General features: G+C 60.2%; 22 protein-coding genes and 3 pseudogenes. 8 read left to right on the top strand and 17 right to left on the bottom strand.

Translation table 11 applies throughout. The features are described 5' to 3' along the window. Positions 1–56: 56 nt before the first annotated feature. The 7 genes from AC1D2Q_RS11110 to AC1D2Q_RS11080 all read right to left on the bottom strand — a co-directional run bounded on the left by AC1D2Q_RS11110 (position 57) and on the right by AC1D2Q_RS11080 (position 7,695). Positions 57–653 (bottom strand): sarcosine oxidase subunit gamma, encoded by a 597-nt coding sequence (locus tag AC1D2Q_RS11110; RefSeq protein WP_477813220.1) that lies wholly within the window; start codon positions 651–653, stop codon positions 57–59. A gap of 3 nt (positions 654–656) precedes the next feature. After that, the gene (locus AC1D2Q_RS11105; protein ID WP_477813219.1) at positions 657–3,554 is read right to left on the bottom strand and encodes a 2Fe-2S iron-sulfur cluster-binding protein; all 2,898 of its coding nucleotides are present in this window, start codon (positions 3,552–3,554) and stop codon (positions 657–659) included. Next, the gene (locus AC1D2Q_RS11100) at positions 3,551–3,850 is read right to left on the bottom strand and encodes a sarcosine oxidase subunit delta (protein ID WP_477813218.1); all 300 of its coding nucleotides are present in this window, start codon (positions 3,848–3,850) and stop codon (positions 3,551–3,553) included. Before AC1D2Q_RS11100 ends, AC1D2Q_RS11105 begins: the two co-directional genes overlap by 4 nt. 13 nt (positions 3,851–3,863) lie before the next feature. Beyond that, positions 3,864–5,105 (bottom strand): FAD-dependent oxidoreductase, encoded by a 1,242-nt coding sequence (locus tag AC1D2Q_RS11095; protein ID WP_477813217.1) that lies wholly within the window; start codon positions 5,103–5,105, stop codon positions 3,864–3,866. Next, positions 5,087–5,992: a bifunctional methylenetetrahydrofolate dehydrogenase/methenyltetrahydrofolate cyclohydrolase FolD gene (gene folD / locus AC1D2Q_RS11090; protein ID WP_095129251.1), complete on the bottom strand. Its 906-nt coding sequence runs from the start codon at positions 5,990–5,992 to the stop codon at positions 5,087–5,089. Before folD ends, AC1D2Q_RS11095 begins: the two co-directional genes overlap by 19 nt. Beyond that, complete coding sequence (purU, locus tag AC1D2Q_RS11085; RefSeq protein WP_477813216.1) at positions 5,989–6,855, bottom strand: formyltetrahydrofolate deformylase; 867 nt, start codon at positions 6,853–6,855, stop codon at positions 5,989–5,991. Before purU ends, folD begins: the two co-directional genes overlap by 4 nt. A gap of 240 nt (positions 6,856–7,095) precedes the next feature. Next, positions 7,096–7,695 carry a helix-turn-helix domain-containing protein gene (locus AC1D2Q_RS11080; protein WP_477813215.1) on the bottom strand — a complete coding sequence of 200 codons (600 nt, stop codon included), beginning with the start codon at positions 7,693–7,695 and terminating at the stop codon, positions 7,096–7,098. A 283-nt stretch (positions 7,696–7,978) separates the two neighbouring features. Here AC1D2Q_RS11080 and glnT point away from each other — a divergent pair, with 283 nt between their 5' ends. The 5 genes from glnT (at position 7,979) to AC1D2Q_RS11055 (ending at position 13,859) form a co-directional block, all read left to right on the top strand. After that, positions 7,979–9,313, top strand: a complete 1,335-nt coding sequence (glnT, locus tag AC1D2Q_RS11075) for a type III glutamate--ammonia ligase (protein ID WP_477813214.1) — start codon at positions 7,979–7,981, stop codon at positions 9,311–9,313. A 72-nt stretch (positions 9,314–9,385) separates the two neighbouring features. Beyond that, on the top strand, positions 9,386–10,291 hold the full coding sequence (locus AC1D2Q_RS11070; RefSeq protein ID WP_477813213.1) for a class II glutamine amidotransferase: 906 nt from the start codon (positions 9,386–9,388) through the stop codon (positions 10,289–10,291). 11 nt (positions 10,292–10,302) lie between these two features. Continuing rightward, positions 10,303–10,986, top strand: a complete 684-nt coding sequence (locus tag AC1D2Q_RS11065; RefSeq protein ID WP_477813212.1) for a protein glxC — start codon at positions 10,303–10,305, stop codon at positions 10,984–10,986. A gap of 20 nt (positions 10,987–11,006) precedes the next feature. Continuing rightward, positions 11,007–12,347: an FMN-binding glutamate synthase family protein gene (locus tag AC1D2Q_RS11060; RefSeq protein ID WP_477813211.1), complete on the top strand. Its 1,341-nt coding sequence runs from the start codon at positions 11,007–11,009 to the stop codon at positions 12,345–12,347. A gap of 186 nt (positions 12,348–12,533) precedes the next feature. Then, positions 12,534–13,859 carry an ammonium transporter gene (locus AC1D2Q_RS11055; RefSeq protein ID WP_477813210.1) on the top strand — a complete coding sequence of 442 codons (1,326 nt, stop codon included), beginning with the start codon at positions 12,534–12,536 and terminating at the stop codon, positions 13,857–13,859. 53 nt (positions 13,860–13,912) lie between these two features. Here AC1D2Q_RS11055 and AC1D2Q_RS11050 read toward each other — a convergent pair. After that, positions 13,913–14,296: pseudogene (locus AC1D2Q_RS11050) on the bottom strand (bifunctional 5,10-methylene-tetrahydrofolate dehydrogenase/5,10-methylene-tetrahydrofolate cyclohydrolase); the annotation flags it as partial. Positions 14,297–14,305: 9 nt separating this feature from the next. On the opposite strand from AC1D2Q_RS11050, the pseudogene AC1D2Q_RS11045 reads away from it, so the two are divergent. Next, positions 14,306–14,960 (top strand): annotated as a pseudogene (locus AC1D2Q_RS11045) (LuxR C-terminal-related transcriptional regulator). Then, positions 14,961–15,685, top strand: a pseudogene (locus AC1D2Q_RS11040) (PAS domain-containing protein); the annotation flags it as partial. Positions 15,686–15,806: 121 nt separating this feature from the next. Here the strand turns inward: AC1D2Q_RS11040 and AC1D2Q_RS11035 are convergent. The 5 genes from AC1D2Q_RS11035 to AC1D2Q_RS11015 all read right to left on the bottom strand — a co-directional run bounded on the left by AC1D2Q_RS11035 (position 15,807) and on the right by AC1D2Q_RS11015 (position 19,799). Further along, complete coding sequence (locus AC1D2Q_RS11035; protein WP_477813209.1) at positions 15,807–17,168, bottom strand: purine-cytosine permease family protein; 1,362 nt, start codon at positions 17,166–17,168, stop codon at positions 15,807–15,809. 5 nt (positions 17,169–17,173) lie between these two features. Further along, the gene (locus AC1D2Q_RS11030; protein WP_123722583.1) at positions 17,174–17,851 is read right to left on the bottom strand and encodes a cysteine hydrolase family protein; all 678 of its coding nucleotides are present in this window, start codon (positions 17,849–17,851) and stop codon (positions 17,174–17,176) included. A 90-nt stretch (positions 17,852–17,941) separates the two neighbouring features. Then, positions 17,942–18,094 (bottom strand): hypothetical protein, encoded by a 153-nt coding sequence (locus AC1D2Q_RS11025; protein ID WP_176471562.1) that lies wholly within the window; start codon positions 18,092–18,094, stop codon positions 17,942–17,944. A 63-nt stretch (positions 18,095–18,157) separates the two neighbouring features. Further along, a complete protein-coding gene (locus tag AC1D2Q_RS11020; protein WP_477813208.1) occupies positions 18,158–19,201 on the bottom strand; it encodes an LLM class flavin-dependent oxidoreductase in 1,044 nt (347 codons plus the stop codon). A 112-nt stretch (positions 19,202–19,313) separates the two neighbouring features. Continuing rightward, on the bottom strand, positions 19,314–19,799 hold the full coding sequence (locus AC1D2Q_RS11015) for a flavin reductase family protein (protein ID WP_056740501.1): 486 nt from the start codon (positions 19,797–19,799) through the stop codon (positions 19,314–19,316). 325 nt (positions 19,800–20,124) lie between these two features. Here AC1D2Q_RS11015 and AC1D2Q_RS11010 point away from each other — a divergent pair, with 325 nt between their 5' ends. Next, the gene (locus AC1D2Q_RS11010) at positions 20,125–21,531 is read left to right on the top strand and encodes a purine-cytosine permease family protein (protein WP_095129263.1); all 1,407 of its coding nucleotides are present in this window, start codon (positions 20,125–20,127) and stop codon (positions 21,529–21,531) included. Between the two features lie 524 nt (positions 21,532–22,055). Here the strand turns inward: AC1D2Q_RS11010 and AC1D2Q_RS11005 are convergent. Genes AC1D2Q_RS11005 through AC1D2Q_RS10990 form a run of 4 tightly spaced genes read right to left on the bottom strand, consistent with a single transcriptional unit; the run spans position 22,056 to position 26,010 of the window. After that, on the bottom strand, positions 22,056–23,210 hold the full coding sequence (locus tag AC1D2Q_RS11005) for an ABC transporter ATP-binding protein (RefSeq protein ID WP_095129264.1): 1,155 nt from the start codon (positions 23,208–23,210) through the stop codon (positions 22,056–22,058). 17 nt (positions 23,211–23,227) lie between these two features. Further along, the gene (locus AC1D2Q_RS11000; protein ID WP_074877303.1) at positions 23,228–24,037 is read right to left on the bottom strand and encodes an ABC transporter permease; all 810 of its coding nucleotides are present in this window, start codon (positions 24,035–24,037) and stop codon (positions 23,228–23,230) included. Positions 24,038–24,043: 6 nt separating this feature from the next. After that, complete coding sequence (locus tag AC1D2Q_RS10995) at positions 24,044–24,988, bottom strand: ABC transporter permease (RefSeq protein ID WP_176471565.1); 945 nt, start codon at positions 24,986–24,988, stop codon at positions 24,044–24,046. Continuing rightward, on the bottom strand, positions 24,985–26,010 hold the full coding sequence (locus AC1D2Q_RS10990) for an ABC transporter substrate-binding protein (protein ID WP_477813207.1): 1,026 nt from the start codon (positions 26,008–26,010) through the stop codon (positions 24,985–24,987). Before AC1D2Q_RS10990 ends, AC1D2Q_RS10995 begins: the two co-directional genes overlap by 4 nt. Positions 26,011–26,104: the final 94 nt, after the last annotated feature.

Below are 26,104 nucleotides of genomic sequence, written 5' to 3'. Positions count from 1 at the left end.
ACGCCCGCTTTTGCAACGTCTAAGTTTTCTGCGGTTCACCCCGTTTCTGCCAAGCGTCAGACTGTCGTCCGATCCGTTACCAATCCGGAAAACTCCTGCATTGCATCCAGCAACGCCTCCAAGAAATACGCCTTCGACGCCCGATCGCAGAGGGTGTGCAAGCTCGCCTGCTGCACCGTACTGGAGTTGATCACGATCACGTTTATCCGCGCCGCGGACGTCTGGGCCACCGTACCCGGGCCGAACGCCAACGGGCTCAAGTCGACGCCGCAGAGTTTGGCCATCACCTTGCTCAAGTGTTCGCCCGCTAGTTGAAAGCAGGCGTGGCTGTCCTGACGCGGCAGCAGATAGTTGGCCTGGTGGTCCAGTTCCCACCGAGCTTCTTCGTCGGCGATGCGTTGCCCCTGATCCTCGGGGCTGCCCAGCAGCAGGTACTCGGTCTGGGACAGGCGCGCTACCTGACTGCCATCGGCTTGAATCACCGCACGGTTGGGCGCATCTGGCAGGACGAAGCCGCGGCTGCGCAGGTACTCGGCACTGTGGGCTCCGCGGAAACCGACCCGCGGCAGGTCGGTCAGGTCCGCCAGGCGGCACCCCGGCAACGGTGCCAGGGCTTGCCGGGCGATGCTGTGTTGTTCTCTCAGACTGGTCATGACTCAAAGCTCCTGGCGTTGGTTGTCGGGATCGAAGAAGGGCAACTGCACCACCTCGGCCTGGACCACGATGCCGCCTTCGACGCGGATCGGAATCCGTTGCCCAGGCGTGCTCTGGTCGATGCCGGCGTAGGCCAGGCCGATGATCTTGCCCAGGGAGGCGGAATACTCGCAGGAGGTAACGTTGCCGCTGATGTCCGGGCCGTTAAGGACCAGATGGCCTTCCAGCGGTTGCAGGCTGCCTTTGGGCAGGCTGAAACCCACCAGTTTGCGTTTCAGTGGCTGGGCTTCGAGGATGTCCACCGAGCGGCGGCCGACGAAGAACGGCTTGGTGCGACTGACCGCCCAACCCATGTCGATTTCCGCCGGGTGAGTCATTCCATCGGTGTCCTGACTGATGATCACGTGGCCTTTTTCCATACGCAGCAGGCGCTGGGTTTCGACGCCGAAAGGGCGGATGTCATGTGCTTTGCCGGCCTCAATCAGTGCGTCCCAGAGCTTGAGCCCATGACGCGCGGGTACGTGGATTTCATAGCCCAGTTCGCCGACAAAACCGACTCGCAACAACCGGGCCTTGATGCCGGCCACGGTGCCCTGGCGAACGCCCAGATAAGGGAAGGCATCGGCGCTCAGGTCGAGGTCGGTGCAGACCTGTTCCAGCACCCTGCGCGAGTCCGGCCCGGCGACGTTGACTGCACAAATGGCCGCAGTGACGTTGGCGACATCCACGTCGAGGCGCCATTGCGCGTTCCACTTAAGCATTTGCTGATAGATCCGGTCGACACCGCTGGTGGTGGCGGTGACGTAGAAATGGTTCTCGGCAAACCGCGCGCAGACACCGTCGTCGATCACCACGCCATGCTCATTGGTCATCAGCGCATAACGGGAGCGGCCGATCGGCTGCTTGAGAAAGGCGAACGTGTACATCCGATTGAGCAGTTCGGCCGCATCCGGGCCGCGCACATCAAGGCCACCGAGGGTCGAGACATCGATGATGCCGACCTTGTTGCGCACGTGCAGGGCTTCGGCCTGCATGCACGCCTCGCGATCCTTCGCGTTGCCGTAGTAGGCCGGGCGTTGCCAGATTCCGGCGGGCATCATCTTCGCCCCGGCTTGCAGGTGACGAGCGTGCATCGGCGTTTGCCGGTACGGGTCGAACGCGCGACCGGCGACATGCGCCAGTTTTTCAGCCACAAACGGTGGTCGTGCCGTGGTCACGCCGGTTTCACTGATGTTGCGTTGGGTGGCCCAGGCCACCAACCGCGCGGTCGGCAGCGCCGAGTGACGACCTTGAGACGGGCCCATGCCGACGGTGGAGTAGCGCTTGACCAGTTGCACGTCGCGATAACCGATCCGGGTGGCGTTGACGATGTCGGCTACTTGCAGATCCTCGTCGAAGTCGACGAAGTCCTTGCCTTTGGGATGCGGGAAGATTGGCCAATTAAAGTTGACCCGAGCCTCGCCGCTGAATGGCGCGCGTTGCGTACCGACTGTCAGACCCAGCGCGAGGGCGGCTTCGGTACCGGCATTCACACCATCGGCAATCACGTTATCCAGCTGGTGACGACCGTTGACCGAGCCGGCGACATTCAGATTCTTTGGCAGGCCGCTGAGAGTGAACTCGGCACGCTGATCGTCGTAGGCCAGTTTGCCGCCGGCCTGGCACAGCAGTTGATAGACCGGCATGTAACCGGCGGACATGCACAGTAAATCGCACTCCAGGTGTTGCCCGCTCTCGGCGACCTGGCCTTGTGCGGTGATCTTGCGCACGTCGACGCCGTTGATATGGCGCATGCCTTTCTCGTGCTGGGCTTCATAGACGGTGCTGTTGCTCTGATGGTAGATCTTGCGTTGCGCCAGTGCGCGCAGCAAGGATTCGTCCGAAGGACCATGACGCAGGTCCACCACCGCGACGACCTCCACGCCCTGGTCATGCAGATCCAGCGCGGCGAGGTAACCGTCATCGTTGCCTGTCAGCACCACGGCGCGTTTACCGGGTTTGACCGCATACAGTTTCATCAGTCGTTGCGCGGCGCTGGTCAGCATCACGCCCGGCAGGTCGTTGTTGCGAAAGATAACCGGTTGATCGAAGGCCCCGCTGCACACCAGGCACTGGCGGGCGCGGACCTTGTACATGCGTTTGCCCTGAATCACCGGCAGATAGTTGTCGGTGAACCAGGCGTTGCAAGTGGCTTCGGTCAGGATCTGGATATTGGCGTGTTGCTCTACCGCAGCGAGCAGCTCGCGGCGCAGGTTTTCAGCCCTGTTGCCTTCGATATCGAAGCGGGCATAGGTTAGCGAACCTCCGAGCACCGGTTGTTGCTCGATGAGCAACACCTTGGCCCCCGCGTTGGCTGCCGTCAGCGCCGCATGGAGCCCGGCGGGGCCTGCGCCGATGACTGCCAGGTCGGTGAAAAGGTAAGCCTTGTCGTAGTACTCGGGCCGGAAGGTCAGGTCGAGCACACCGAGGCCGGCCTTCTTGCGAATGATCGGTTCCCAGACTTTCCACATGCCTTTGGGCTTGTAGAAAGAACGGTAGTAGAAACCCACCGGCATGAATTTCGAGAACTTGCCGAGGTAGGCGTCCTTGTCGTTATCCAGCGAGCCGTTGACGTTCTGCGCCGTCACCTGCAACCCAGCGGACAACGCATGTGCGTCGGCCAGCACGTTGGGCTCTTCGGGCAACTGTACCAGGCTGTTGGCGTCCTGGCCGGCCATGGTCAGCGGGCCACGCGGGCGATGGTATTTGAACGAACGGGAGATCAGGAAACGCCCGTTGGCCAACAGGGCGCTGGCGATGCTGTCGCCTTGCAAGCCTTGGTAGCGGTGGCCGTCGAAGCTGAAATCCAGCGGCTGATCACGGTCGATCAGCAAGCCCATGGGGGCGGGTAGGCGATTCATCCTGCGATCTCCTTGGCGGCGCTGAAGTCGACGCGGGCGGTGAACAGTTCTTTGGGGGCGAAGGTGCGCAGGATTTCATCGCTGACGGTGTGGCGCTCCGCGAGAAACCAGTAGCTGGATGGCGTGTGCATCCACCATTCGCGCACCACACCGGCGAGGTTGTCGGTGTTGAACACGTAATCGGCCCATTCGGCGTCGCTGCAACTGACCGGGTCAGGCATCGGCTTGAATTCACCGCCATAGGTGAACTCGCTGATATTGCGCGGCCCGTTGAGCGGGCAATTCATGATTTTCATAGTCCGCTCTCCGTCAGTGACTGGCCGCCGTGGCGCCCATTTCGTTGACTTGCTGGAAGGTTGAGAAACGCTCAAGGCCGAAGGGTTTGATCAGCTCCGGTACCTTGCCGCCGCTGGCCACCAACTCGGCCATGGTCTTGCCGCAGATCGGCGTGGCCTTGAAACCCCAAGTGCCCCAGCCGGCGTCGAGGTAGTAATTCTTCACCGGTGACAGACCCATGATCGGGCTGTAATCCGGGGTCATGTCGGTGATACCGGCCCATTGGCGCATCAGCTTGGCGTTGGCCAGGAACGGGAACATCTCGATGGCATGGGCCAGCAAGCTTTCCTTGAGGTCCAGCGTCGAGCGTGTATTGAACAGTGGATAGGGATCGGAGCCGCCACCGAACACCACTTCACCGCGGCTGGTCTGCTGCACATAGCAGTGCAGGGCGGAGGAGCTCACCAGCGGATCGAGAAACGGTTTGAACGGCTGGGTGACCATCGCTTGCAGCGGGAAGGTCTGGATCGGCGAACGGATCCCGGCCTTGGCCATCAACAAGGAACTGTGTCCGGCAATCGCCTGCACTGCACAACCGCACTTGATGGTGCCGCGATTGGTTTTCACGGCGGTGATGGCGCCGTTCTCGATGATCAGGTCCTGGACTTCGGTGAGCTGATGGATTTCCACACCACGCTTGGCCGCCTGCTTGGCGTAACCCCAGGCCACGGCGTCGTGGCGCGCGGTGGCGCCGTCGATGTGCCACAGACCGGCGATCACTGGCAAGTGACCGGGATCGAGGTTGAGGCTGGGCACCAGTTCGCGAATCTGCTGACGGTCGATCATCTCGGTACGGCCGCCAAAGTGTTTGTTGACCTCGGCGCGCTGACGGAACGAACGCACCGTGGCATCGGTGTGAGCCAGGGTCAGTTGGCCGCGCTCGGAGTACATGATGTTGAAATCGAATTCGTTGGACAGCGACTGGAACATCCGCACCGACTCGGCATAAAAGCGCACGCCTTCGCTGGTCAGGTAATTGGAGCGGATCACTGCGGTGTTGCGCGCGGTATTGCCGCCGCCCAGATAGGACTTTTCCAGCACCGCGATGTTGGTGATGCCGTGGTACTTGGCCAGGTAGTAGGCGGTGGCCAGACCATGGCCGCCGGCGCCGATGATCACCACGTCATAGCAAGATTTGAGTTCCTTTGGTGGCGGCAAATCCACGTCCACCGGGTACTCCGAACTCAGCCCGTATTTCAATAGATTGAATGGCATAAGGCCTCCGATTGGCTGCGTAGGGCCTGGTGTTGCGCAAGGGCTGCGGTCACGGTGTTTTTCATCAGAAAGGCGATGGTCATCGGGCCGACACCTCCGGGTACGGGGGTGATTGCCGCGACTTGCGTCAGGGCGCTGTCGAAGTCGACGTCGCCTACCAGACGGCTACGGCCATCGTCCTCGATACGGTTGATACCGACGTCGATCACCACCGCGCCAGGCTTGAGCCAACTGGCGTCGATCAGTCTTGGGCGACCTACGGCGGCGATGACGATGTCTGCCTGCCGGCACAGGGCCTGCGGATCCTGGCTGCGCGAATGCAGGACGGTCACCGAGCAGTCAGCCTGCAGCAACAACGCTGCCATGGGTTTGCCGACGATATTCGAGCGGCCGATCACCACCGCGTGCTTGCCGCGCAGATCGCCGCAGGTTTGTTCCAGCAAATACAAACAACCACTGGGCGTGCAGGGCGCGAGTACGGTGCGTCCCTGGCTGAGGCCGCCGACGTTCTGACTGTGGAATCCGTCAACGTCCTTGTCCGGGGCGATAGCTTCCAGTGCGCGCAACTCATCGATATGAGCCGGCAACGGCAGTTGCAGAAGAATGCCGTGGATCGAGCGATCGGCATTCAATCGGGCGATCAGAATGAGTAACTGTTCAGTGCTGGTGTCCGTGGAAAGCCGATGTTCCAGCGAGCGGATACCCACCTCTTCGGCGCGCAGGATTTTGTTGCGCACGTAGACCTGGCTGGCCGGGTCGTTGCCCACCAGAATCACCGCCAGCGCCGGTTGAATGTCTTGCTCGCGCAGGCGCTCCACGTCCTTGCGGACCTGTACCAGGACACGGGCGGCGGTGGCTTTGCCGTCGATCAGTTTGTGTGCGTTCACCGGAAGATCACCGTTCTGTCCTGGTTGAGGAAAACCCGGTGCTCCAGGTGGTACTTGACCGCCTTGGACAGGGCCACGGTTTCGGTGTCACGGCCGGTGGCCACGAGATCGTCGGGCAGGTAGACGTGATCGACCCGCTGTACTTCCTGCTCAATGATCGGTCCCTCGTCGAGGTCGCTGGTGACGTAATGGGCGGTGGCGCCGATCAGTTTCACACCACGCTGGTAGGCCTGGTGATAAGGCTTGGCACCTTTGAAGCCGGGCAAGAACGAATGGTGAATGTTGATCGCCCGCCCCGAGAGTTGCTTGCACAGGTCATCGGAGAGGATCTGCATGTAGCGCGCCAACACCACCAGTTCGGTGCCGGTTTCGTCGACGATCTTCATCAGCTCGGCTTCCTGTCGGGCCTTGGTTTCCTTCGTCACCGGCAAGTAGATGAAGCGAATGCCCTCGCGTTCGGCCATGGGCCGCAGGTCGAGGTGGTTGGAGACGATGGCGGTGATGGTCATGTCCATCTCGCCCTTGTGGTAGCGGTAGAGCAGGTCGGTCAGGCAATGGTCGAACTTGCTGACCATCAGCAGCACACGCATCGGCTCGCGGGTGTCGTGCAATTCCCAGGTCATGTCGAACGCTTGGGCGACGTCGGTGAAACCGTCCTTGATCTGTTGCAGGTCGCCTTGGTGGCCGTCATTGAAGCGGAACACTGCGCGCATGAAAAACCGGCCGCTGAAGTCGTCGTCGAATTGCGCCATCTCCCCGATGTAGCAACTGTTGTCCGCCAGATAGGTGGTGACGGCAGCGACGATGCCGGACACCGCGGGACAGGTGATCTTGATGATGAAATGGTTTTTTTCGTGTTGCATGACACGTCCTCGGGATGATGGCGGCAGCTCATCGCATAGCGAAAAAAATCATTAGCGGACAGCAGGCTCATCCATGAGCGAATTTTCTTGTAGGGAATAAATTATTCCTGTTTGTGGCTTTATAGGGGAATGGTCGCGCCGAGTCCAGAGCTTTTAAGAAAGTTTTTTAACTGATAGGAAAATACGCGAGGCCGACAGTGGGTCGGCCTCGAGGCAGGGCAGAGCGGGGGAAGAGGGGCGTTATTCTTTGTCGGAACCGTAGTTCATGATCGACAGCAGGCGGATCGGCACCTGCACCAGTTGCTCGGGGCCGTGGGGGATTTCGCCTTCGAACGTCAGACTGTCGCCAGCTTCCATGTGGTACAGCTGATTGCCGTGGCGATAGATCAGTTCACCTTCCAGCAGGTGGAGGAATTCGGTGCCGGGGTGAGAGAAGGTCGGAAACTCCTCACTCGCGTCATCCATGCTGACCATGTAGGCCTCGAAGCTCTTCTTCGGCCCGCGGGTGTGGTTGAGCAGATGGTAGGTATGGCCTTTCTCGGTGCCACGGCGCACCACTTCCATGCCCTGATCAGCCTTGACCAACAGCGCACTACCGTCTTGCTGGTCGTATTCGCTGAACAACTTGGACAGTGGCAGGCCGAGCACATCGCATAGACGGCTCAGGGTATCGAGGCTGGTAGACACCTGGGCGTTTTCGATCTTGCTCAACATGCCCTGACTGATATCGGCAATCTTGGCCACGTCAGACAATTTCAGGTCCTGGGCCTGGCGCTGGCGCTTGATCTGCAAACCCAGATATTGCTCAAGCTTGAGGCGCGGGGCGGTTTCGGTCGACATAGTCATCAGATCCTGCACACTTTCCGTTCAGTAATATTAGTTTCGCACTGAGAAAGTGCAAATCGCGGCGTTCGGCTCGCATTCATCTTTGCAGTATTCCCACAGGGAAAAGAATTTTCCCATATATACAGCACAAAAGCGCCTTTCACGGCGTATCAGCGTTGCACTCGCGAATCTGGCAAGGGCTTTGCATTCCTATTGGGAAAATAACTTTCTTTTTAGGAATAAAAAGACGGTCAAGGCCCATCCAGAATGTTTTGCCTTTCGCGAGGAGTGACGAGCAATGTTGCCAGCAGAAACCCAGCGCATCATCGACAAGCACGGGATCAAGTACGTGCTTGCGCAATTTGTGGATATTCACGGTGYGGCCAAGACCAAGTCGGTGCCGATTTGTGGGCTCAAGACCGTCGCCGAAGAGGGGGCGGGTTTTGCCGGGTTCGCGATCAGTGGCATGGGCATGGAGCCCCACGGCCCGGACTTCATGGCTCGCGGCGACTTGTCCACCCTGACTCCAGTGCCGTGGCAGCCGGGTTACGGACGGGTGGTGTGCGTCGGCCACGTCGATGGTAAGCCGCATCCGTATGACAGCCGTTATGTGCTGCAGCAACAAGTGCAACGCCTGGAAGAAAAGGGCTGGACCCTCAACACCGGTCTGGAGCCCGAGTTCAACCTGATGCGTCGCGACGAGCTGGGCAAACTGCAACTGGTCGACCTCAGCGACAACCTGGACAAGCCTTGCTACGACTACAAAGGCCTGTCGCGCTCCCGGGTGTTCCTCGAACGGCTGACCGAAGCCTTGCAGGCGGTGGATTTCGAGGTCTATCAAATCGACCACGAGGACGCCAACGGCCAGTTCGAGATCAACTACACCTACAGCGACGCCATGACCTCGGCGGACCGCTTCACCTTCTTTCGCATGGCTGCCGGCGAGATCGCCAATGACCTGGGGATGATCTGCTCGTTCATGCCCAAGCCGGACCCGAAGCGCGCGGGAAATGGCATGCACTTTCACCTGTCGATCAGCAGCGCCGACAACAAGAACCTGTTCCATGACGCCAGCGATCCGAGCGGTATGGGGCTGTCGAAAATGGCCTATCACTTCGCCGCCGGCTTGCTTGCCCACGGCCCGGCGCTGTGTGCTTTCGCCGCACCGACGGTCAACTCCTACAAGCGACTGGTGGTGGGCAATTCGTTGTCCGGTGCGACCTGGGCGCCAGCCTTCATTGCCTTCGGCGCCAACAACCGTTCAGCCATGGTGCGGGTGCCTTACGGCCGTCTTGAATTCCGTCTGCCGGACGCGGGGTGCAATCCCTATCTGGTCAGCGCCGCGATCATCGCTGCCGGCCTGGACGGCATCGACCGCCAGCTGGAAATCGACCATGTCTGCAACGAAAACCTCTACAGCCTGAGCCTCGAGCAGATCGCCGCGCGGGGCATCAAGACCCTGCCGCAATCGCTCAAGGAAGCCTGCGACGCGCTCGAAGCCGACCCGTTGTTCGCCGAGGTGCTCGGCCCGCAAATCGTTGGCGAGTTCATCAAGCTCAAGCGCATGGAGTGGGTGGAATACAGCCGCCACGTCTCCGATTGGGAGATCCAGCGCTACACCGAATTTTTCTGATTTGTTGCATCGACAACCATTCGGGCACCCGGCACGGCGCCGGGCGTTCGCTGCCTCCGAAGGAGACTTGATATGTGTGGAATCGTAGGTCTTTACCTGAAAAATCCGCAGCTGGAATCCCAGCTCGGCAAGCTCTTCGAACCGATGTTGCAGGCCATGACCGATCGTGGCCCGGACAGTGCCGGCTTCGCCATTTATGGCGATGAAGTGGCGGACGGCTGGGTCAAGCTGACCTTGCAGGCGACCACCGAAGGCTTCGACTGGAAAACCCTGATGGGCGAACTGGAAGGGCGCCTTGGCTGTTCGCTGGACTGGTTCCAGAACGCCAGTGCCGCGGTGCTGAAGATTCATGCCGAAGAGGCGCCGGTACGTCTGGCCCTCGCCGAACTGGCACCGAGCCTGCGCATCATGAGCGCCGGGCAAAGCATCGAAATTCTCAAGGGTATGGGCTTGCCCCAGGAGATTTCCCAACGCTTCGGCTTGGCCGGCATGAAGGGCAGCCACATCATTGGTCACACCCGCATGGCCACCGAAAGCGCGGTGACCATGGAAGGCAGTCACCCATTTTCCACCGGCGCCGACCTGTGCCTGGTGCACAACGGCTCGCTGTCGAATCACTTCCGCCTGCGTCAGGAACTCAAGCGCGAAGGCATTCACTTCGAAACCGACAACGACACCGAAGTGGCCGCCGGCTACCTGACCTGGCGCCTGCAGCAGGGCGACTCACTGAAAGAAGCGCTGGATCACTCGCTGGAGGATCTCGACGGTTTCTTCACCTTCGCCATCGGCACCCGCAACGGTTTTGCCGTAATCCGCGACCCGATTGCCTGCAAGCCGGCGATCCTCGCCGAGACCGACGACTACGTGGCCATGGCCTCCGAGTATCAGGCGCTGTCGAGCCTGCCGGGCATCGAACACGCCAGGGTCTGGGAGCCGGCACCGGCCACAATGTACATCTGGGAACGCGAGTCAGCTTAAGGAGCGCACATATGAAAACCATCGATCTTTCCACTGCCACCGTGCGTGACCTCAATCAGGCGCTGCACGATCAGGTCAATAACGTGACCGATCACGAGTGGCTGGTGACTCACTCTGATGGCAAGCACAACCTCGCGGTCGGGGTGAATGAAGCCGTGTCCATCGATATCCAGGGCCACGCCGGTTACTACTGCGCGGGCATGAATCAAAAGGCCTCGATCACCGTCCACGGCAATGTTGGTGTCGGTTGCGCCGAGAACATGATGTCCGGCTACGTTCGGGTCAAAGGCAGCGCCTCGCAGGCGGCGGGTGCCACGGCCCATGGCGGCTTGCTGGTGATTGAAGGTGATGCCGGGGCGCGTTGCGGGATTTCCATGAAGGGAATCGACATTGTGGTCGGTGGCAACATCGGCCACATGAGCTGTTTCATGGGCCAGGCCGGACGGCTGGTGGTCTGCGGTGATGCCGGCGATGCGCTGGGCGATTCGTTGTACGAAACCCACATTTACGTCAAAGGTACCGTCGAGTCCCTCGGCTCGGACTGCATCGAGAAAGAGATGCGCGCCGAGCACCTGGAAGAGCTGCAAGGGCTGCTCAATCGCGCCGGTTTCGAGCATAAGGCGGCTGACTTCAAGCGCTACGGTTCGGCCCGTCAGTTGTACAACTTCAAAGTCGATAACGCGTCCGCGTACTGATCCGCGCGAGGAGAACAGATATGAATGACCCTATCAGCCAAAAAGCGGCTCCCGTACTGCGCGAGTCAGCCACCTTCGACCGCCTGACCATTCAGGAAATCCAGCGTGCCGCGGAAACCGGCATCTACGACATTCGCGGCGGTGGCACCAAGCGCAAATTGCCGCACTTCGATGACTTGCTGCTGCTCGGCGCCAGCGTTTCGCGTTACCCGCTGGAAGGCTATCGGGAGAAGTGCGGCACCGATGTGATCCTCGGCAACCGCTTCGCCAAGAAGCCGATCCACCTGAAGATTCCGGTGACCATCGCCGGCATGAGCTTCGGTGCTTTGTCGGCCAATGCCAAGGAAGCCCTGGGCCGTGGCGCGACCATCGCTGGCACCAGCACCACCACCGGTGACGGCGGCATGACCCCGGAGGAACGCGGCCAGTCGCAGCATTTGGTCTATCAGTATTTGCCGTCGCGCTACGGCATGAACCCGGACGACCTGCGCAAGGCTGACGCGATTGAAATCGTCCTGGGGCAGGGCGCCAAACCCGGTGGCGGCGGTATGTTGCTGGGGATGAAAGTCACCGAGCGTGTGGCCGGCATGCGCACCTTGCCGATCGGTGTCGACCAGCGCAGCGCCTGCCGTCACCCGGACTGGACCGGCCCGGATGACCTGGCGATCAAGATTGCCGAGCTGCGGGAAATCACCGACTGGGAAAAACCGATCTACGTGAAAATCGGCGCCAGCCGGCCGTATTACGACGTCAAGTTGGCAGTGAAGGCTGGGGCGGATGTGATTGTGCTCGATGGCATGCAAGGCGGGACGGCGGCGACCCAGGAAGTATTTATCGAACACGTGGGGATCCCGATTTTGTCCGCCATCCCGCAAGCAGTACAGGCTTTGCAAGAGATGGGCATGCATCGCAAGGTTCAGCTGATCGTTTCCGGAGGGATTCGCAACGGTGCCGACGTCGCCAAGGCGATGGCGCTGGGTGCGGATGCGGTGGCCATCGGGACGGCGGCGCTGATTGCCTTGGGCGATAACCATCCACGCCTGGACGATGAACTGAAGAAAATCGGCTCGGCCGCCGGTTTCTACGACGACTGGCAGAACGGTCGCGACCCGGCCGGGATCACCACACAGGACCCGGAACTGTCCAAACGACTGGATCCGGTGGAGGGTGGCCGTCGCTTAGCCAACTACCTGCGCGTCATGGTGCTGGAAGCCCAGACCATGGCCCGGGCTTGCGGCAAGTCGCATCTGCACAACCTCGATCCCGAGGATCTGGTGGCGTTGACTGTGGAGTCGGCGGCCATGGCCCGGGTGCCATTGGCGGGGACCAATTGGGTTCCGGGTTCCGGTACCGGTTACTGACAAAAAACTGTGGCGAGGGAGCTTGCTCCCGCTCGAGTGCGCAGCACTCGCAAAGATTTTTGGGCCGCTTCGCAACCCAGCGCGAGCAAGCTCGCTCGCCACAGATTGAGGGGCCCGCCAAGAGGCCCATGAAATAACAACTGCTCGCTGCCAGACACCTACCATTCCTTTGCAGGAGCTTTGAACATGGTCAATCGTCTTCTCGGCAAATCCCTTCTTGTCTTATTGGCGGCCGGCGCACTCGCGCCGCTCGCCCAGGCGGCCGACGCACCCACATTGAACACCGGCAGCACCTCCTGGATGGTGACCGCCGCGGTGCTGGTGCTGTTCATGTGTCTGCCGGGCCTCGCATTGTTTTACGGCGGTCTGGTGCGGGCGAAAAACATGCTCTCGCTGTTTACCCAGTGCTTCGGCATCGCCGGCCTGGTCGGCGTTCTGTGGGTGATCTATGGCTACAGCATGGTGGTCGATAGCACCGGCATGGTCGAGGGGCAGGTGACGTTCAACAGTTTCGTCGGTGGTTTGAGCCGGGCCTTTCTGGCCGGCATGACCCCGGAGAGCTTGGTGGGGGATATTCCGGAAGGCGTGTTCGTGACCTTCCAGATGACCTTCGCGATCATCACCCCGGCGCTGATTGCCGGTGCATTCGCCGAACGCATGAAGTTTTCGGCAGCGCTGTGGTTCATGGCGTTGTGGTTCACTCTGGTGTATGCCCCGGTGGCGCATATGGTTTGGGGTGGTTCGGGCGCTTTGATGCATAACTGGGGTGTACTCGATTTCGCGGGTGGCACCGCCGTGCACATCAATGCCGGTGTCGCCGCTTTGGCCGCGTGCCTGATTCTCGGCAAGCGCAAGGGTTACCAGAATACGCCAATGCCCGCCCACAACCTGAGCCTGACCATGGCCGGTGCGGCGATGCTCTGGGTTGGCTGGTTCGGTTTCAACATCGGTTCCGGTGGTGGCCTTAATGGCACTTCTGGCATCGTCATGCTCAACACTCAATTGGGTGCGTGCGCCGGCATTCTCGGCTGGATGTTCACCGAGTGGTTCAAGGTTGGCAAACCGAGTGCTTTGGGCCTCGCCAGTGGTGCCTTGGCCGGTTTGGTCGGCATTACTCCGGCGTGTGCGTATGTGGGCGTAGGCGGTGCGTTGGCCATCGGTCTGCTATGCGGGGTGTTCTGCTACTTGAGCGTCACTGTGCTGAAACGCCGCTTCGGTTATGACGACAGCCTCGACGTATTTGGCTTGCACAGCATCGGCGGAATGATCGGCGCGGTGTTGACCGGCGTGTTCTGCGTGCCGTCCCTGGGCGGGTTGGTGGAAGGCGTGAGCATGGGCGCTCAGGTCGTGGCGCAGATCAAGGGCGTGCTGCTGACGACGGTTTACTGCTTTGCCATCAGTTGGGTCATTCTCAAGGCGATCAACGCGGTCATAGGCTTGCGTGCCGATGAATCGGTGGAGGACATGGGGCTGGATCTGGCTGAACACAACGAGAGTGCCTACAACCACTGATAGTTACTATTGAACGACACGGCCCACCTTCGAGTGGGCCGTTTTCGTGGTGCTCAGCTCAACGCTGCATCACTGATCGACTTTCGCCCGCGCGCTTCGGCAGCACGCTGCAATTGACTGGCGATCAGGGTGTTCTTCAGCAGATACGCAATGGTCATCGGCCCCACGCCTCCTGGAACCGGCGTGACCGCACGGCTGACGGTGCGAGCACTGGCGTAATCGACATCGCCTACCAGCCGATTGCCGGACTCACTGGCAATGCGATTGATGCCGACATCGATCACCACCGCCCCGGATTTGAGCCAGCTGGCGTCGATCATCTCAGGACGACCCACCGCCGCGACCACGATGTCCGCCAACCTGCACAACGCCGGTACATCGACGCTGCGCGAGTGCACCATGCTGACCGAGCAGTTGGCCTGCAACGACAGGGGCGCTTCGATGGACTGCACGACCTGGTCGATGATCACCCGTTATTTCGCAAACGCCTGGCACAACTGTACGGCGCCAGTGACGACTTCGAAGTGGTGGGACAGGCCTCCAGTGGCCGAGAAGGCACCAACCTGGCCGTGAGCCTGACGCCGCAGCAGGTCTTGCTTGATCTGCACATGCCCGGCTTGAGCAGTTTGCAGGTGCTCGGTGAGCTGCGGTAGTTGCGTCTGGACTGCCAGGTGGTGGTGCCGCTTTGATGGATCGCGCCGAGCTGTTGACGGCCCCGCGCCTGGGGGCCAGTGGTTATGTGCTCAAGAAAACCGAGCCCGATGCGTTGTTGGCCTACATGCGCAATTGCCACAAGGGTGCGATCGTTCTGGATTCAACCCTGGTTGCGCTGCTGGCCGATGAGGGCGAATCGGTGACCCGGCCTGCACACGATTCGGATCCGCTCGACACCGGCAACCTGACCGAGCGCGAGGGGCAGACCTTGGCCTGATCGCCGCTGGCATGAGCAATAAACAGATCGGCCGGGAACTGGGGATCAGCGACGGCACGGTCAAAATCTATGTGAGGAATCTCTTGCAGAAGCTCAGCCTGCGTTCGCGCCTGGAGCTGGCGGCGTGGGTGCACAACGGCGCGTCGGTGAGACACGAGGAGCGTCATTAGATGATGGAACGGCCAGAGGCATTTGTGCAGACACTGCCCTTGCACTTGATGGATCGACTTTCCGGCGGCGTTGCTCGAACTGTGCGATAAAGGGCAGATCGCGCACTTCAACCTGGCCTGGGTCGAGCTGATGGATCTACCGGGTAAGGAATGCAACGTTGCACCACGAAGACCGTTCATTGTGGTGCCAGGCGCTGCATGAGTTGCGTCGCCGCCCCGAGACCTCCTTCAACCAGCGGCTGCGTTTTGTTCACCCTTCGGGGGAACTGCGCTTGTTCGACGTCAGCCTCAAACGCGGGGCTCAGGGTTTTTATCTGGGGGCCGGGGACATTACCGCGCACAAGCGCCGCGAGATTGCCTTGCAGGTCAGCCAGCGCAGCAGCATGAGCCTGCTAGGCAGCATGCCGGGGCAGATCTATCGCGGCCGCAACTACGGCGACGGGACCATGGAATTCGTCAGTGTCGGTTGCCTGCAACTGACCGGGTATCCATCGGAGCGGTTGGTGGACAACCATGAGTCAACCTACAACAGCCTGATCCTGGCCCAGGATGCCGATTACGTCTGGCGCGAGGTGCAATATGCCTTGTCACGGCAGGAACCCTTCACACCCAACTACCGGATACGCTGCGCCGATCAGCCGATCAAGCATGTCTGGGGAAAGGGTGTGGGGATCTATGCCGATATACGGGAAGTACGGGGTATCGAGGGGGCGATTTTCGAGCGCTGCATGGATTGGCGAGGGCGCGATTTTCGAGCGCTGCATGGATTGGCAAGGGCGCTGAATACACCGTTGCGCGAGGGTACAACGCCGGGCATCGCACCCGGCATTGGCTTTCAGGGGGTTATCAGGACAATTCGCCGACTCCTTGGGCGCGCTTGCCGAGTTTCATCAACCAATAATAGCTGAGGGCCGGCACCAGCAACCCGACGATCCAGGCCAGGTCTACGCCATCCAGGGCGTTGGCCACCGGGCCGACATACAACGTGGTGTTCATGAAGGGGATTTCCAGGGCGATTGCCAGCACGAAACTGCCGCAGGCGATCCAGTTGACGCGCCCGTAGATCCCGTTCTTGTCGAAGATGTCATCGATCCGGTACTGGCCTTTGCGCAGGCAGTAGTAATCCACCAGATTGATTGCCGTCCAAGGGATCAGGAAATAGCTCATGAAGAAAATGAAGTTGAGGAAGAAGGTGATGAAGTCGTCCTGACTGATGGTGCACAAGGCCGTGGCGACCAGGCTGATCACCAGCATGAACAGGCCGCGCACCCGAGGCGTCACCTTGAGCCGGGCAAAGGGTTCGATCACGGTGATGGTCGACATGAAGGCGCCGTACAGGTTGAACACATTGATAGACACCTGGCCATAGACGATGAAGACGAACAGCAGCAGCGCGCCGCCACCAAACAGCCCGGCGACATGGCTGCCGACGTTGCTGGAAAAATCGGTGATACCGACGCTGAGGATCGCCCCGAGAATCATCATCCAGGCACCACCGCTGACCGTGCCGGCGTAGCTGTACCAGAACACCTTGGCGGTCGGTGTGCTGCTCGGCAGGTAGCGCGAATAGTCGGCCACGTAAGGCGCATAGGACAGTTGCCAGGTGACTGCGATGCTCACCGCCACCAGAAATTTCGACAACGAGAAGCCCGTTGCCAGCCATTGTTCGGCCGGGATCGGCAGCTTCAAGGCGAGTACCGTCGCGGCGATGAACACCAGCAGCGAAAGCAGCGACAGCCATTTCTGCAGACGATGAATCAGGCGATAACCATAGAGCGCGACGACAAAGCACAACGCCCCGATCAGGTAGATGTTGCCGGTGGCCGGCAGCGGGCTGACGGACTCCAGGGCCTGGGCGGCGAGCAAGGTATTGCTGACAAAGAACCCCAGGTAGATCAGCATCACAAACAGAAGCGGCAGCACTGCCCCCAATATGCCGAATTGCGCCCGGCTCTGGATCATTTGCGGGATGCCCAGTTTCGGCCCCTGGGCAGAATGGGAGGCCATGAAAATCGCGCCCAGCAGCGAGCCGATGATGATCGCCAGTGCGCTCCAGAACAGATTGAGCCCCATGACCACCGGCAACACGCCGGACGCAATGGTGGTGATGTTCATGTTGGCGCCGAACCAGATGAAGAACAACGAGCCCGGTTGGCCGTGGCGTTCGGCCTCGGGGATAAAATCGATGCTGCGTTTTTCGACTTGCATGACGATCACTCCTGAGTCCGGACGAGGCGGGTTTGCAAACGGGCGATGGTGCTTTCCAGCTCATGGGGCTGGTGGGCGAACAGATTCGGGCGCTCTGGAATCAGGCTTAGATAATCGCGGTTCTCCAGGGCTCGCAGGCATTCGGCGCAGGTCAGGATTTCCAGGGCGTACACCCAGTTGGCCATGATCAGCAGCGCCGAGTAGTGTCCTGCCAGTGTGGTCGCGGTGCAGGCGTCGCTGACCAGCCGAATGTGATAACCCAGGGCGAAAGCATCGAACACCGTGCTCAGTACGCAGACATCGGTCAACACGCCACAGACGATCAGGGTATCGACCTCGAGTGCCTTGAGTCGGGCGTCCAGGTCGGTGCGGTGGAAGGCGCTGTAACGGCCCTTGTCGATAATGAGTTCATCAGGCTGCGGCGCCAGACGTTCGATGATTTCCACTTGCCGGGTGCCGGCGCGATAGCTGCTGGGGCCGCCGTCAGCCGTTCGCGGTTCGCCGCGCGGCAAGTCACTGCCGTCGGCCTGATTGATGTGGCGGGTATAGATGACAGGCACCCGTTGATGGCGGGCGGTCTCGAGCAGAGCGGCGGTGTGGGTCACCACCGTGTCGAGGTTTTCCAGGACGAAACCGTCCTCCTGCTGCATGTCGATGATCAACAGCGCGTTTTTATTGTTCATTGAGCAAACCTGATCATGGGCGAAGCACAATGCACCGGGCACGCCTCGTGATGACGAGACGTGGAGTGCGTGAATTCCAGTTCGGGTGGCTCAGTAAACGGGTTGCCAGAAGCCGTTCTGCTTGGCGGTAACGCTGGCGCGCAGGCGCTTGAAATGGAGATGCGAAGCGGTCCATTCGCCGCGCAGGTAAGCCTGCTCGGCGCCGGAGGGAAGGGCGAGTGATGGGCGGCGATCATTGATCATTGGAATCGACCCTACACGTCAGTCAGCCCCCCGGCTTCGCGTCCGAAGGGCAGGGTGGTGGGCTCAGCGGAACGCCGGGACCACGTGTTTGATGAACAGCTCCAGGGATTTTTTCTTCTCCGCGTGGGGCAGGCTGTTATCGCACCAGAAGCTGAACTCGTCGACCCCCAGTTCCTGGTAGTACTTGATGCGCGGGATGATTTCTTCCGGGGTGCCGATCATGGCGGTCTTGTGCAGGCTCTCCAGTTTGAACTCCGGGCGCTCGGCGAACTTCTCTTCCGGGCTCGGCGCCAGGAAACCGTTGATCGGCACTTCCTTGTTGCCAAACCAGGCATCAAAGGTGCGATAAAACCTGGAGATCGCCTTGGCCCCGACTTTCCAGCCTTCGGGGTCATCGACCGCGTGAACGTGGGTGTGACGCAGCACCATCAGTTGCGGACGTGGTACGTCCGGATTGTTGTCCAAGGCCGCCTGGAATTTGTTCTTCAGGTCGAGGACTTCTTCGTCGCCCTTCATCAGCGGCGTGACCATGACGTTGCAGCCGTTGGCCACGGCGAAGTTATGCGAGTCCGGGTCGCGGGCGGCGATCCACATCGGCGGATTGGGCTTCTGGATCGGCTTCGGCACGCTGGTGGACGTCGGGAATTTCCAGATATCGCCATCGTGAGCGTAATCGCCTTGCCACAGGGCGCGCACCACCGGAACCATCTCGCGCAGCGCCTGGCCGCCGGAGGAGGCGGGCATGCCGCCGGCCATACGATCGAATTCAACTTGATAGGCGCCACGGGCCAGACCGACTTCCATGCGACCGTTACTGATCACGTCCAGCAGCGCACATTCGCCGGCGACCCGCAACGGGTGCCAGAACGGCGCGATGATGGTGCCGGCGCCGAGGTGAATGGTGGTGGTTTTGGCGGCCAGGTAGGCCAGCAGCGGCATCGGACTCGGCGAGATGGTGTATTCCATGGCGTGGTGTTCGCCGATCCAGACGGTGCTGAAACCGCCGGCTTCGGCCATCAGGGTCAGTTCGGTCAAGTCTTCGAACAGCTGACGGTGGCTGACGCTTTCGTCCCAACGTTCCATGTGCACGAACAGGGAAAACTTCATGACGCTTACCTCGGATCTTTTGTTGTTGGCCGGTCGATCGAGAGTCGACCGGGCTGATTATTGGAGTCTGGATATTCGCGATGTACGCAAGCTATCTCTGAGTATTGTCGAATCAGGCGAGCACGGGCAGGGCGCCCATTTTGCCGTGGCAATACACCAGTGGCCCGGCGTTCTGCTGGGGCACGATCAGGTTCTTCACCGCGCCGACCATGATCGCGTGGTCGCCCCCTTCGTATTCGCGCCACAGCTCGCATTCGATCACTGCCGTGGCGTTGGCCAGAATCGGGTTGCCCAGTTCGCTCAAGGTCCATTCGATGCCTTGCGCCTTGTCTTTGCCTTTGCGCGCGAAAGCATAGGCTTCGCTCTGCTGGCCGCCGGACAGGACGTGAATGGCAAAGCGTTTGTTCTTGATCAGTACCGGATAGGAATCGGAGCTGTAGTTGGGGCAGAACAGCACCAGGGCCGGGTCCATGGACAGCGAGCTGAAGGCGCTGGCGGTCAGGCCGACGATTTGGCCATCGTCATCCAGCGTGGTGATCACAGTCACCCCGGAAGGAAACGAACCCATCACTTGTTTGTAGATGGCGGCATCGATCATGGGACGGTCCTCTGGCGGTGTAATGCGGGTTTTTATGTGTTTGTAGGTCTGATGGTATACCGTAATACATAGTTTGCAAGGGCTTTTTTTTTGACCCGATAAACGTACGTCTTTGGTCTTGTAGCCAATGTTTACGGGGCTTGTAGCCCGTTTAAACGGGCGCTGATGCTTGAGTATTGCGGCTCAGATAGGTGCTAAAAGACCGGAGCAGTCTTGTTAAAAAGATGGAATACCATAATATGACCGGCATCTGAGGGGCAGCCAAAGAGCTCCCCCGGTTTGGCTTCGTACAACTATAAGATCAGACAAACTAGAGTTCATGCACATGTCCCAGATGTCCCGGCAAGACCCCCTGATCGAGAATCACACGGTCGATTACGTCCCACTCGCGGAACGCCACGGGAAGGCCCGCGACCTTTTCACTTTATGGTTCAGTACCAACATTGCACCGCTGCCCATCGTGACCGGCGCCATGGTGGTTCAAGTGTTCCACCTTGACCTGTTCTGGGGGCTGTTGGCGATTGCGCTCGGGCATATGGTCGGCGGTCTGGTGATTGCCCTGGCGTCGGCGCAAGGGCCGCGCATGGGGATTCCGCAGATGGTCCAGAGCCGCGGCCAGTTCGGTCGTTATGGTGCGCTGCTGATCGTGTTCTTTGCGGCGATCATCTACATCGGCTTTTTCATCTCCAACATCGTGCTGGCCGGCAAGTCCATTGTCGGCATCGCGCCTTCGGTTCCGGTGCCGGCGAGCATCCTCATCGGCGCCTTGAGCGCCACCGCGATCGGGGTGATCGGTTACCGTTTCATTCACACCCTCAATCGCATCGGGACCTGGGTCATGGGCAGTGCCTTGCTTGCCGGTTTCCTTTACATCTTCGCCCATGACCTGCCGGTGGACTTCTTCACCCGTGGCGGTTTTAACCTGTCGGGCTGGCTGGCAACGGTGTCGTTGGGGATCATCTGGCAGATCAGCTTCTCGCCTTATGTGTCGGACTACTCGCGTTACCTGCCGGCGGATATCGGGATCGCCCGTCCGTTCTTCGCCACGTATCTGGGCGCGACCCTGGGCACCATTTTGTCGTTCACTTTCGGCGCGGTGGCGGTGCTGGCGACTCCGGAAGGCACCGAAGCGATGGCAGCAGTGAAGCAGTCAACCGGCTGGCTGGGGCCGATCCTGATGGTGCTGTTTCTGCTCAACATCATCAGCCACAACGCCTTGAATCTGTATGGCGCGGTGCTGTCGATCATCACCTCGATCCAGACCTTCGCCAGTCAGTGGACGCCGAGCATCAAGGTGCGCGTGGTGTTGTCGAGTGTCGTGCTGGCGGGGTGCTGCCTCGTCGCATTGGGCGCTTCGGCGGATTTCATCTCGCAGTTCATCGGCCTGATTTTGGCGCTGTTGCTGGTGCTGGTGCCTTGGGCGTCGATCAACCTGATTGATTTCTATCTGATCAAGCGTGGCAGCTATGACATTGCCTCGATCTTCCGTGCGGATGGCGGGATTTACGGGTGTTTCAATCTGCATGCGATCGTTGCGTATTTCATCGGGATTATTGTGCAGCTGCCGTTTGCCAATACGTCGTTGTATGTCGGGCCGTATGCCAATCTGGTGGAAGGGGCTGATCTGTCGTGGCTGGTGGGGTTGGTGGTGACTTGCCCGTTGTATTATTGCCTGGCTACCCGCAGTCAAGCGCAAGAGCGCAAAGCTTCCAGACTCGGTTATGCCGATTAATCAAACCCGTCTTCTGTTCGTCTGAGATGCCCGGCCTGTGCCGGGCATTTTCGTTTGGATGGCGAACAGAGGGGGAGCTGAAGGCGCACATTTGATCGGTACCAAGCTCGGATGCTGTGCCCACTCAAGATTCACTGTGTGAGCTTGCTGGAGAAAGCGGTTGGTCAGGGGCGACGACGGTGTTGGCTGGGTGGTGGTACTCGCGAGCAGGCCCCCACATTTTATCGGGGCGGGGCAGGGATGCTGTGTTCGCTGAAGATCCTTGCGGGAACGGGCTTGCCCGCGAAAGTGCGAAGTCAGGCGACGGCGTTGTTGGCTGAAGGATGTATTCGAGAGGGAGATGCACATCCGCTCGGAGCAGGGCACGGATGCTGTGTTCGTGGTGATCCCGGGGCCTTTGCTCGTGAAAGTGATGAGTCAGGCAGAGGGGATAGTGAGATCAAAAAAGGCCGCCGCAACCCGACGTTGCAGCGACCCGAGGGTGATAGATAACGTGCGGCCCACTGGCATGGGTCGCTTGAGGATCAATGAGCGCCAGCAGCCTTATTCAGATCGCTCTCAGCCCATTCGGTATAAACGCATGCATCCGCAGTCGCCCAACGCACCCGAACCGGATCGCCCGCCTTGAGCGGCATGCCCGCGGCAGAGAGCGCCTTAACGGTCATGGACGTACCGCCCGAGGTCACCACACTGCAAGTCTGGCTTTCACCAAGAAACAGCACTTCCACGACCTTGGCCGAAACTTCATTCCAGCCCGCCGCCAACGGTTCCTGGGCGGCCTGCTCGACACTCAAGGCCAACGCTTTCTCCGGCCGCACCATCAGCAAAACATCCTGATCAGTCTGCAACCCGGCGGTCAGTCGAATCGACAGAGACTGACCTTCAAACGAAGCCACCGCATTGCCCTGAGCCTTGAGCTTGAGGAAGTTGGAGTTGCCAAGGAACGAGGCAACGAAGGCATTTGGCGGGTTCTGATACAGGTCAAAGCCGCTGCCCAATCCAACGATTTTGCCGTGACTGAAAATCGCGATGCGCTGAGACAAACGCATGGCTTCTTCCTGGTCGTGGGTCACGTAAATGATGGTGATGCCCAGACGCCGATGCAGCTGGCGCAGTTCATCCTGCAAGTCTTCACGCAGCTTTTTGTCCAGTGCGCCAAGGGGTTCGTCCATCAGCAGAATGCGTGGTTCATAAACCAGCGCCCGAGCGATCGCCACCCGTTGCTGCTGCCCACCGGAAAGTTGTGAAGGGCGGCGATGGGCGAATTGTTCCAGTTGCACCAGTTTGAGCATGGCGTCGACCCGGTGCTCACGCTCGCTGGCGGCCAGCTTGCGGATGGCCAGCGGAAACGCGATGTTCTCGCGCACCGACAGGTGCGGAAACAGCGAATAACGCTGGAACACCATGCCAATATCACGCTTGTGCGGCGGTACGTTGACCAGCGACTGGCCATTGACCTGGATCTCGCCGCTGCTCGGGGTTTCGAAGCCGGCAAGCATCGACAGGGTAGTGCTTTTGCCGGAGCCGCTGGAGCCGAGGAAGGTCAGGAATTCACCGTCCTTGATGTCCAGCGAGATGTCGTCCACGGCGGCAAAGTCGCCGTAGTACTTATTCAGGTTGCGCAGGCTGACCAGCGGTTTGTCGTTCTGCTGCGCGGAATCTTTGATGACGGCACTCATGTCGTACTCCTGTGCGCTCAGGCGCTGATTTGATTGCGCCGGCGAACGGCGGCGGCGATGACCATGACCAATACCGAGAGGCCGATCAGCAGCGTCGAAGCGACGGCGATCACGGGTGTCAGGTCCTGGCGCAGGGTGGTCCACATTTTTACGGGAAGGGTTTGCAGGGTAGGGCTGGCCATCATCACGCTCAGCACCACTTCATCCCACGACACCAGGAACGCGAACAGCGCACCGGCGACCATGCCCGGGCGGATTGCCGGAAAGGTCACCTTGAACACCGCTTGCAGTCGCGAGGCGCCGCAGATCACCGCGGCATCCTCGATGGACTGATCGAACAGCTTCAGCGAGTTGATGATCGAGATGATAGTGAACGGCAGCGCTACGATGACGTGGCTAACCACGAAAGCGAACATCGTTCCGGTGTAGCCGAGTTTGAGAAACAGCGCGTACACCGCCACCGCAATGATCACCAGCGGCACGATCATCGGCAGGGTGAACAGACCGTAGAGCATTTCCCGTCCTGGAAAGCGCCCGCGTACCAGGGCAAAAGCGGTCGGCAAACCCAGGGCTACAGCGCAGATCGTGGTCAGCACGGCGACCTTGAGGCTGGCCATGGCTGCGTTCATCCAATCGGGATTGGAGAAAAACTGGCCGTACCATTTCAGCGTCCAGCCCGGCGGCGGAAACACCAGCCACTGGGAGGAGCCGAAGGACAGCAGCACGATGAACACGATCGGCAACAGCAGGAACAGCGCGATCAAACCAGTCGTGAAATACAGGCCGAAACGCATGCGCCGGCTCATGGCATTGGGGGTCAGGAGCATGACGGCTTACCTCGCGTTGCTGGCGCCAACCGGGGATTCCGGCTGGAGCTTCAGGTAGAAGTAGAACAACACCAGCGTGATCACGATCAGCAAGGCTGCACCGGCGCTGGCCAGTCCCCAATTGAGAAACGACTGCACCTGCTGAATGATGAATTCGGGCAGCATCATGTTCTGCGCGCCGCCCAGCAGCGCCGGGGTCACGTAGTAACCGAGGGACATCACAAATACCATCAGGCCACCGGAAAACAGCCCCGGCCGGCACAGCGGCAGGAACACCCGGAAGAAGTTGGTCCAGGGGCTGGCGCCGCAAATCGAACCGGCCTGCAGAATCATCGGGTCAATGGCCTGCATGGTCGCCTGCAACGGCAGCACGATGAACGGGATCATGATGTAACTCATGCCGATCACCACGCCGGTCAGGTTGTGCACCATTTCCAGTGGCTGATCGATGATGCCCATTGCCATCAGCGCTTTGTTGATTACACCGGACGCCTGCAACAGCACCAGCCAGGAATAGGTCCGCGCCAACAGGCTGGTCCACATCGACAGCAGCACAATGTTGAGGACCCAGCGGCCCCAGCCACGAGGCACCAGCGTGATCGCCCACGCCAGAGGAAAGCCCAGCAGCAAGCTGAACAGGGTCACCAGCCCGGCCACCGAGAAGGTGTTGAGCAAGACCCGGGCGTAAGCCGAGTTGGCGAACAGTTGTTCGTAGTTACCCAGGCCCGGTACCGGCTCCAGCACGCCCCGCAGCAGCAGACCAATCAGCGGCGCCAGAAAGAACAGGCCGAGAAACAGCAGGGCGGGGATCAGGTTGCTTGAACCGCGCCAGCGCTGTGTCAGGGAAGGGGATTGGTTCATCACAGCCGCCTTGCCGGGAACCGCCCCGGCAGCGCCAGTGGCGCTCCCGGTCGGCGTGGGTTGACGGGACGCTGTTGCCGTCATTTTCATTTGACCAGCCATTCGTTCCACCGTGTCGCGATGGCCGGACCGTTCTTGGCCCAGTACGCGAAATCAAGAGTGATCTGATCCTTGGCGTAGGCAGTCGGCAGGTTAGGGGCGAGCACCGAATCCAGGCGCGCCACGCTGTCGATGTTGACCGGCGCATAGGCGGTCAGGTTGGAGAAGTCAGCTTGTCCTTTGGCGCTGCTGGCGTTGGCCAAAAACTTCATGGCGGCGGCCTTGTTTTTCGAGCCTTTAGGGATGACCAGAATGTCGGCCATGACCAGGTTCTGTTTCCAGCTCACGCCCACCGGCGCGCCATCTTGTTGCAGGGCGTAGATGCGGCCGTTCCAGAACTGCCCGAGGCTCGCTTCACCCGAGGCCAGCAACTGTTGCGACTGCGCGCCGCCGCCCCACCAGACGATGTCTTTCTTGATGGTGTCGAGTTTCTTGAAGGCGCGATCCAGGTCCAGCGGGTACAGCTTGTCGGCGGGTACACCGTCGGCCAGCAGAGCCAGTTCGAGCACGCCGGGGCTTGGCCATTTGTAGAGGGCGCGTTTGCCAGGATAGGTCTTGGTGTCGAACAGCGCGGACCAATCTTGAGGTTTGCCGGCACCGAGCTTGCCTTCGTTGTAACCGAGGACGAAGGAGAAGTAGAACGAGCCGACGCCATGGTCAGAGACGAAGCGCGGGTCGATTTTGTCGCGCTGGATCACCGAGAAATCGAGGGGTTCGAGCAAGCCTTCAGCCGCCGCGCGCAAGGCGAAGTCCGCCTCGACGTCGACCACGTCCCATTGCACGTTACCGCTTTCGACCATGGCTTTGAGTTTGCCGTAGTCGGTAGGACCATCCTGGACCACGGTGATGCCGCTGGCCTTGCTGAACGGATCGGCCCAGGCCTGCTTCTGTGCATCCTGGGTGCTGCCGCCCCAGCTGACGAAGTTGACGCTTTCAGCCGCCATCGCCACATGGCTGACCGTGGTCAACAAGCCTGCGAACAGTACTGCGGTTACACCTTTGTTCAACACCATTTTCACGCCCTCATTTGTTGTGTTTTTGAGCGGGTTTGGTAATGCCCGCCTATCGGGAGCAGTAGGTCCATCTGGCCTCTTAAGGCGACCGTGC

The sequence above is a fragment of the Pseudomonas sp. P1_A1 genome (genome assembly GCF_056406935.1).
Note: the sequence above shows the minus strand (reverse complement) of the source record. Positions and strands in the feature narration are given on the sequence as shown.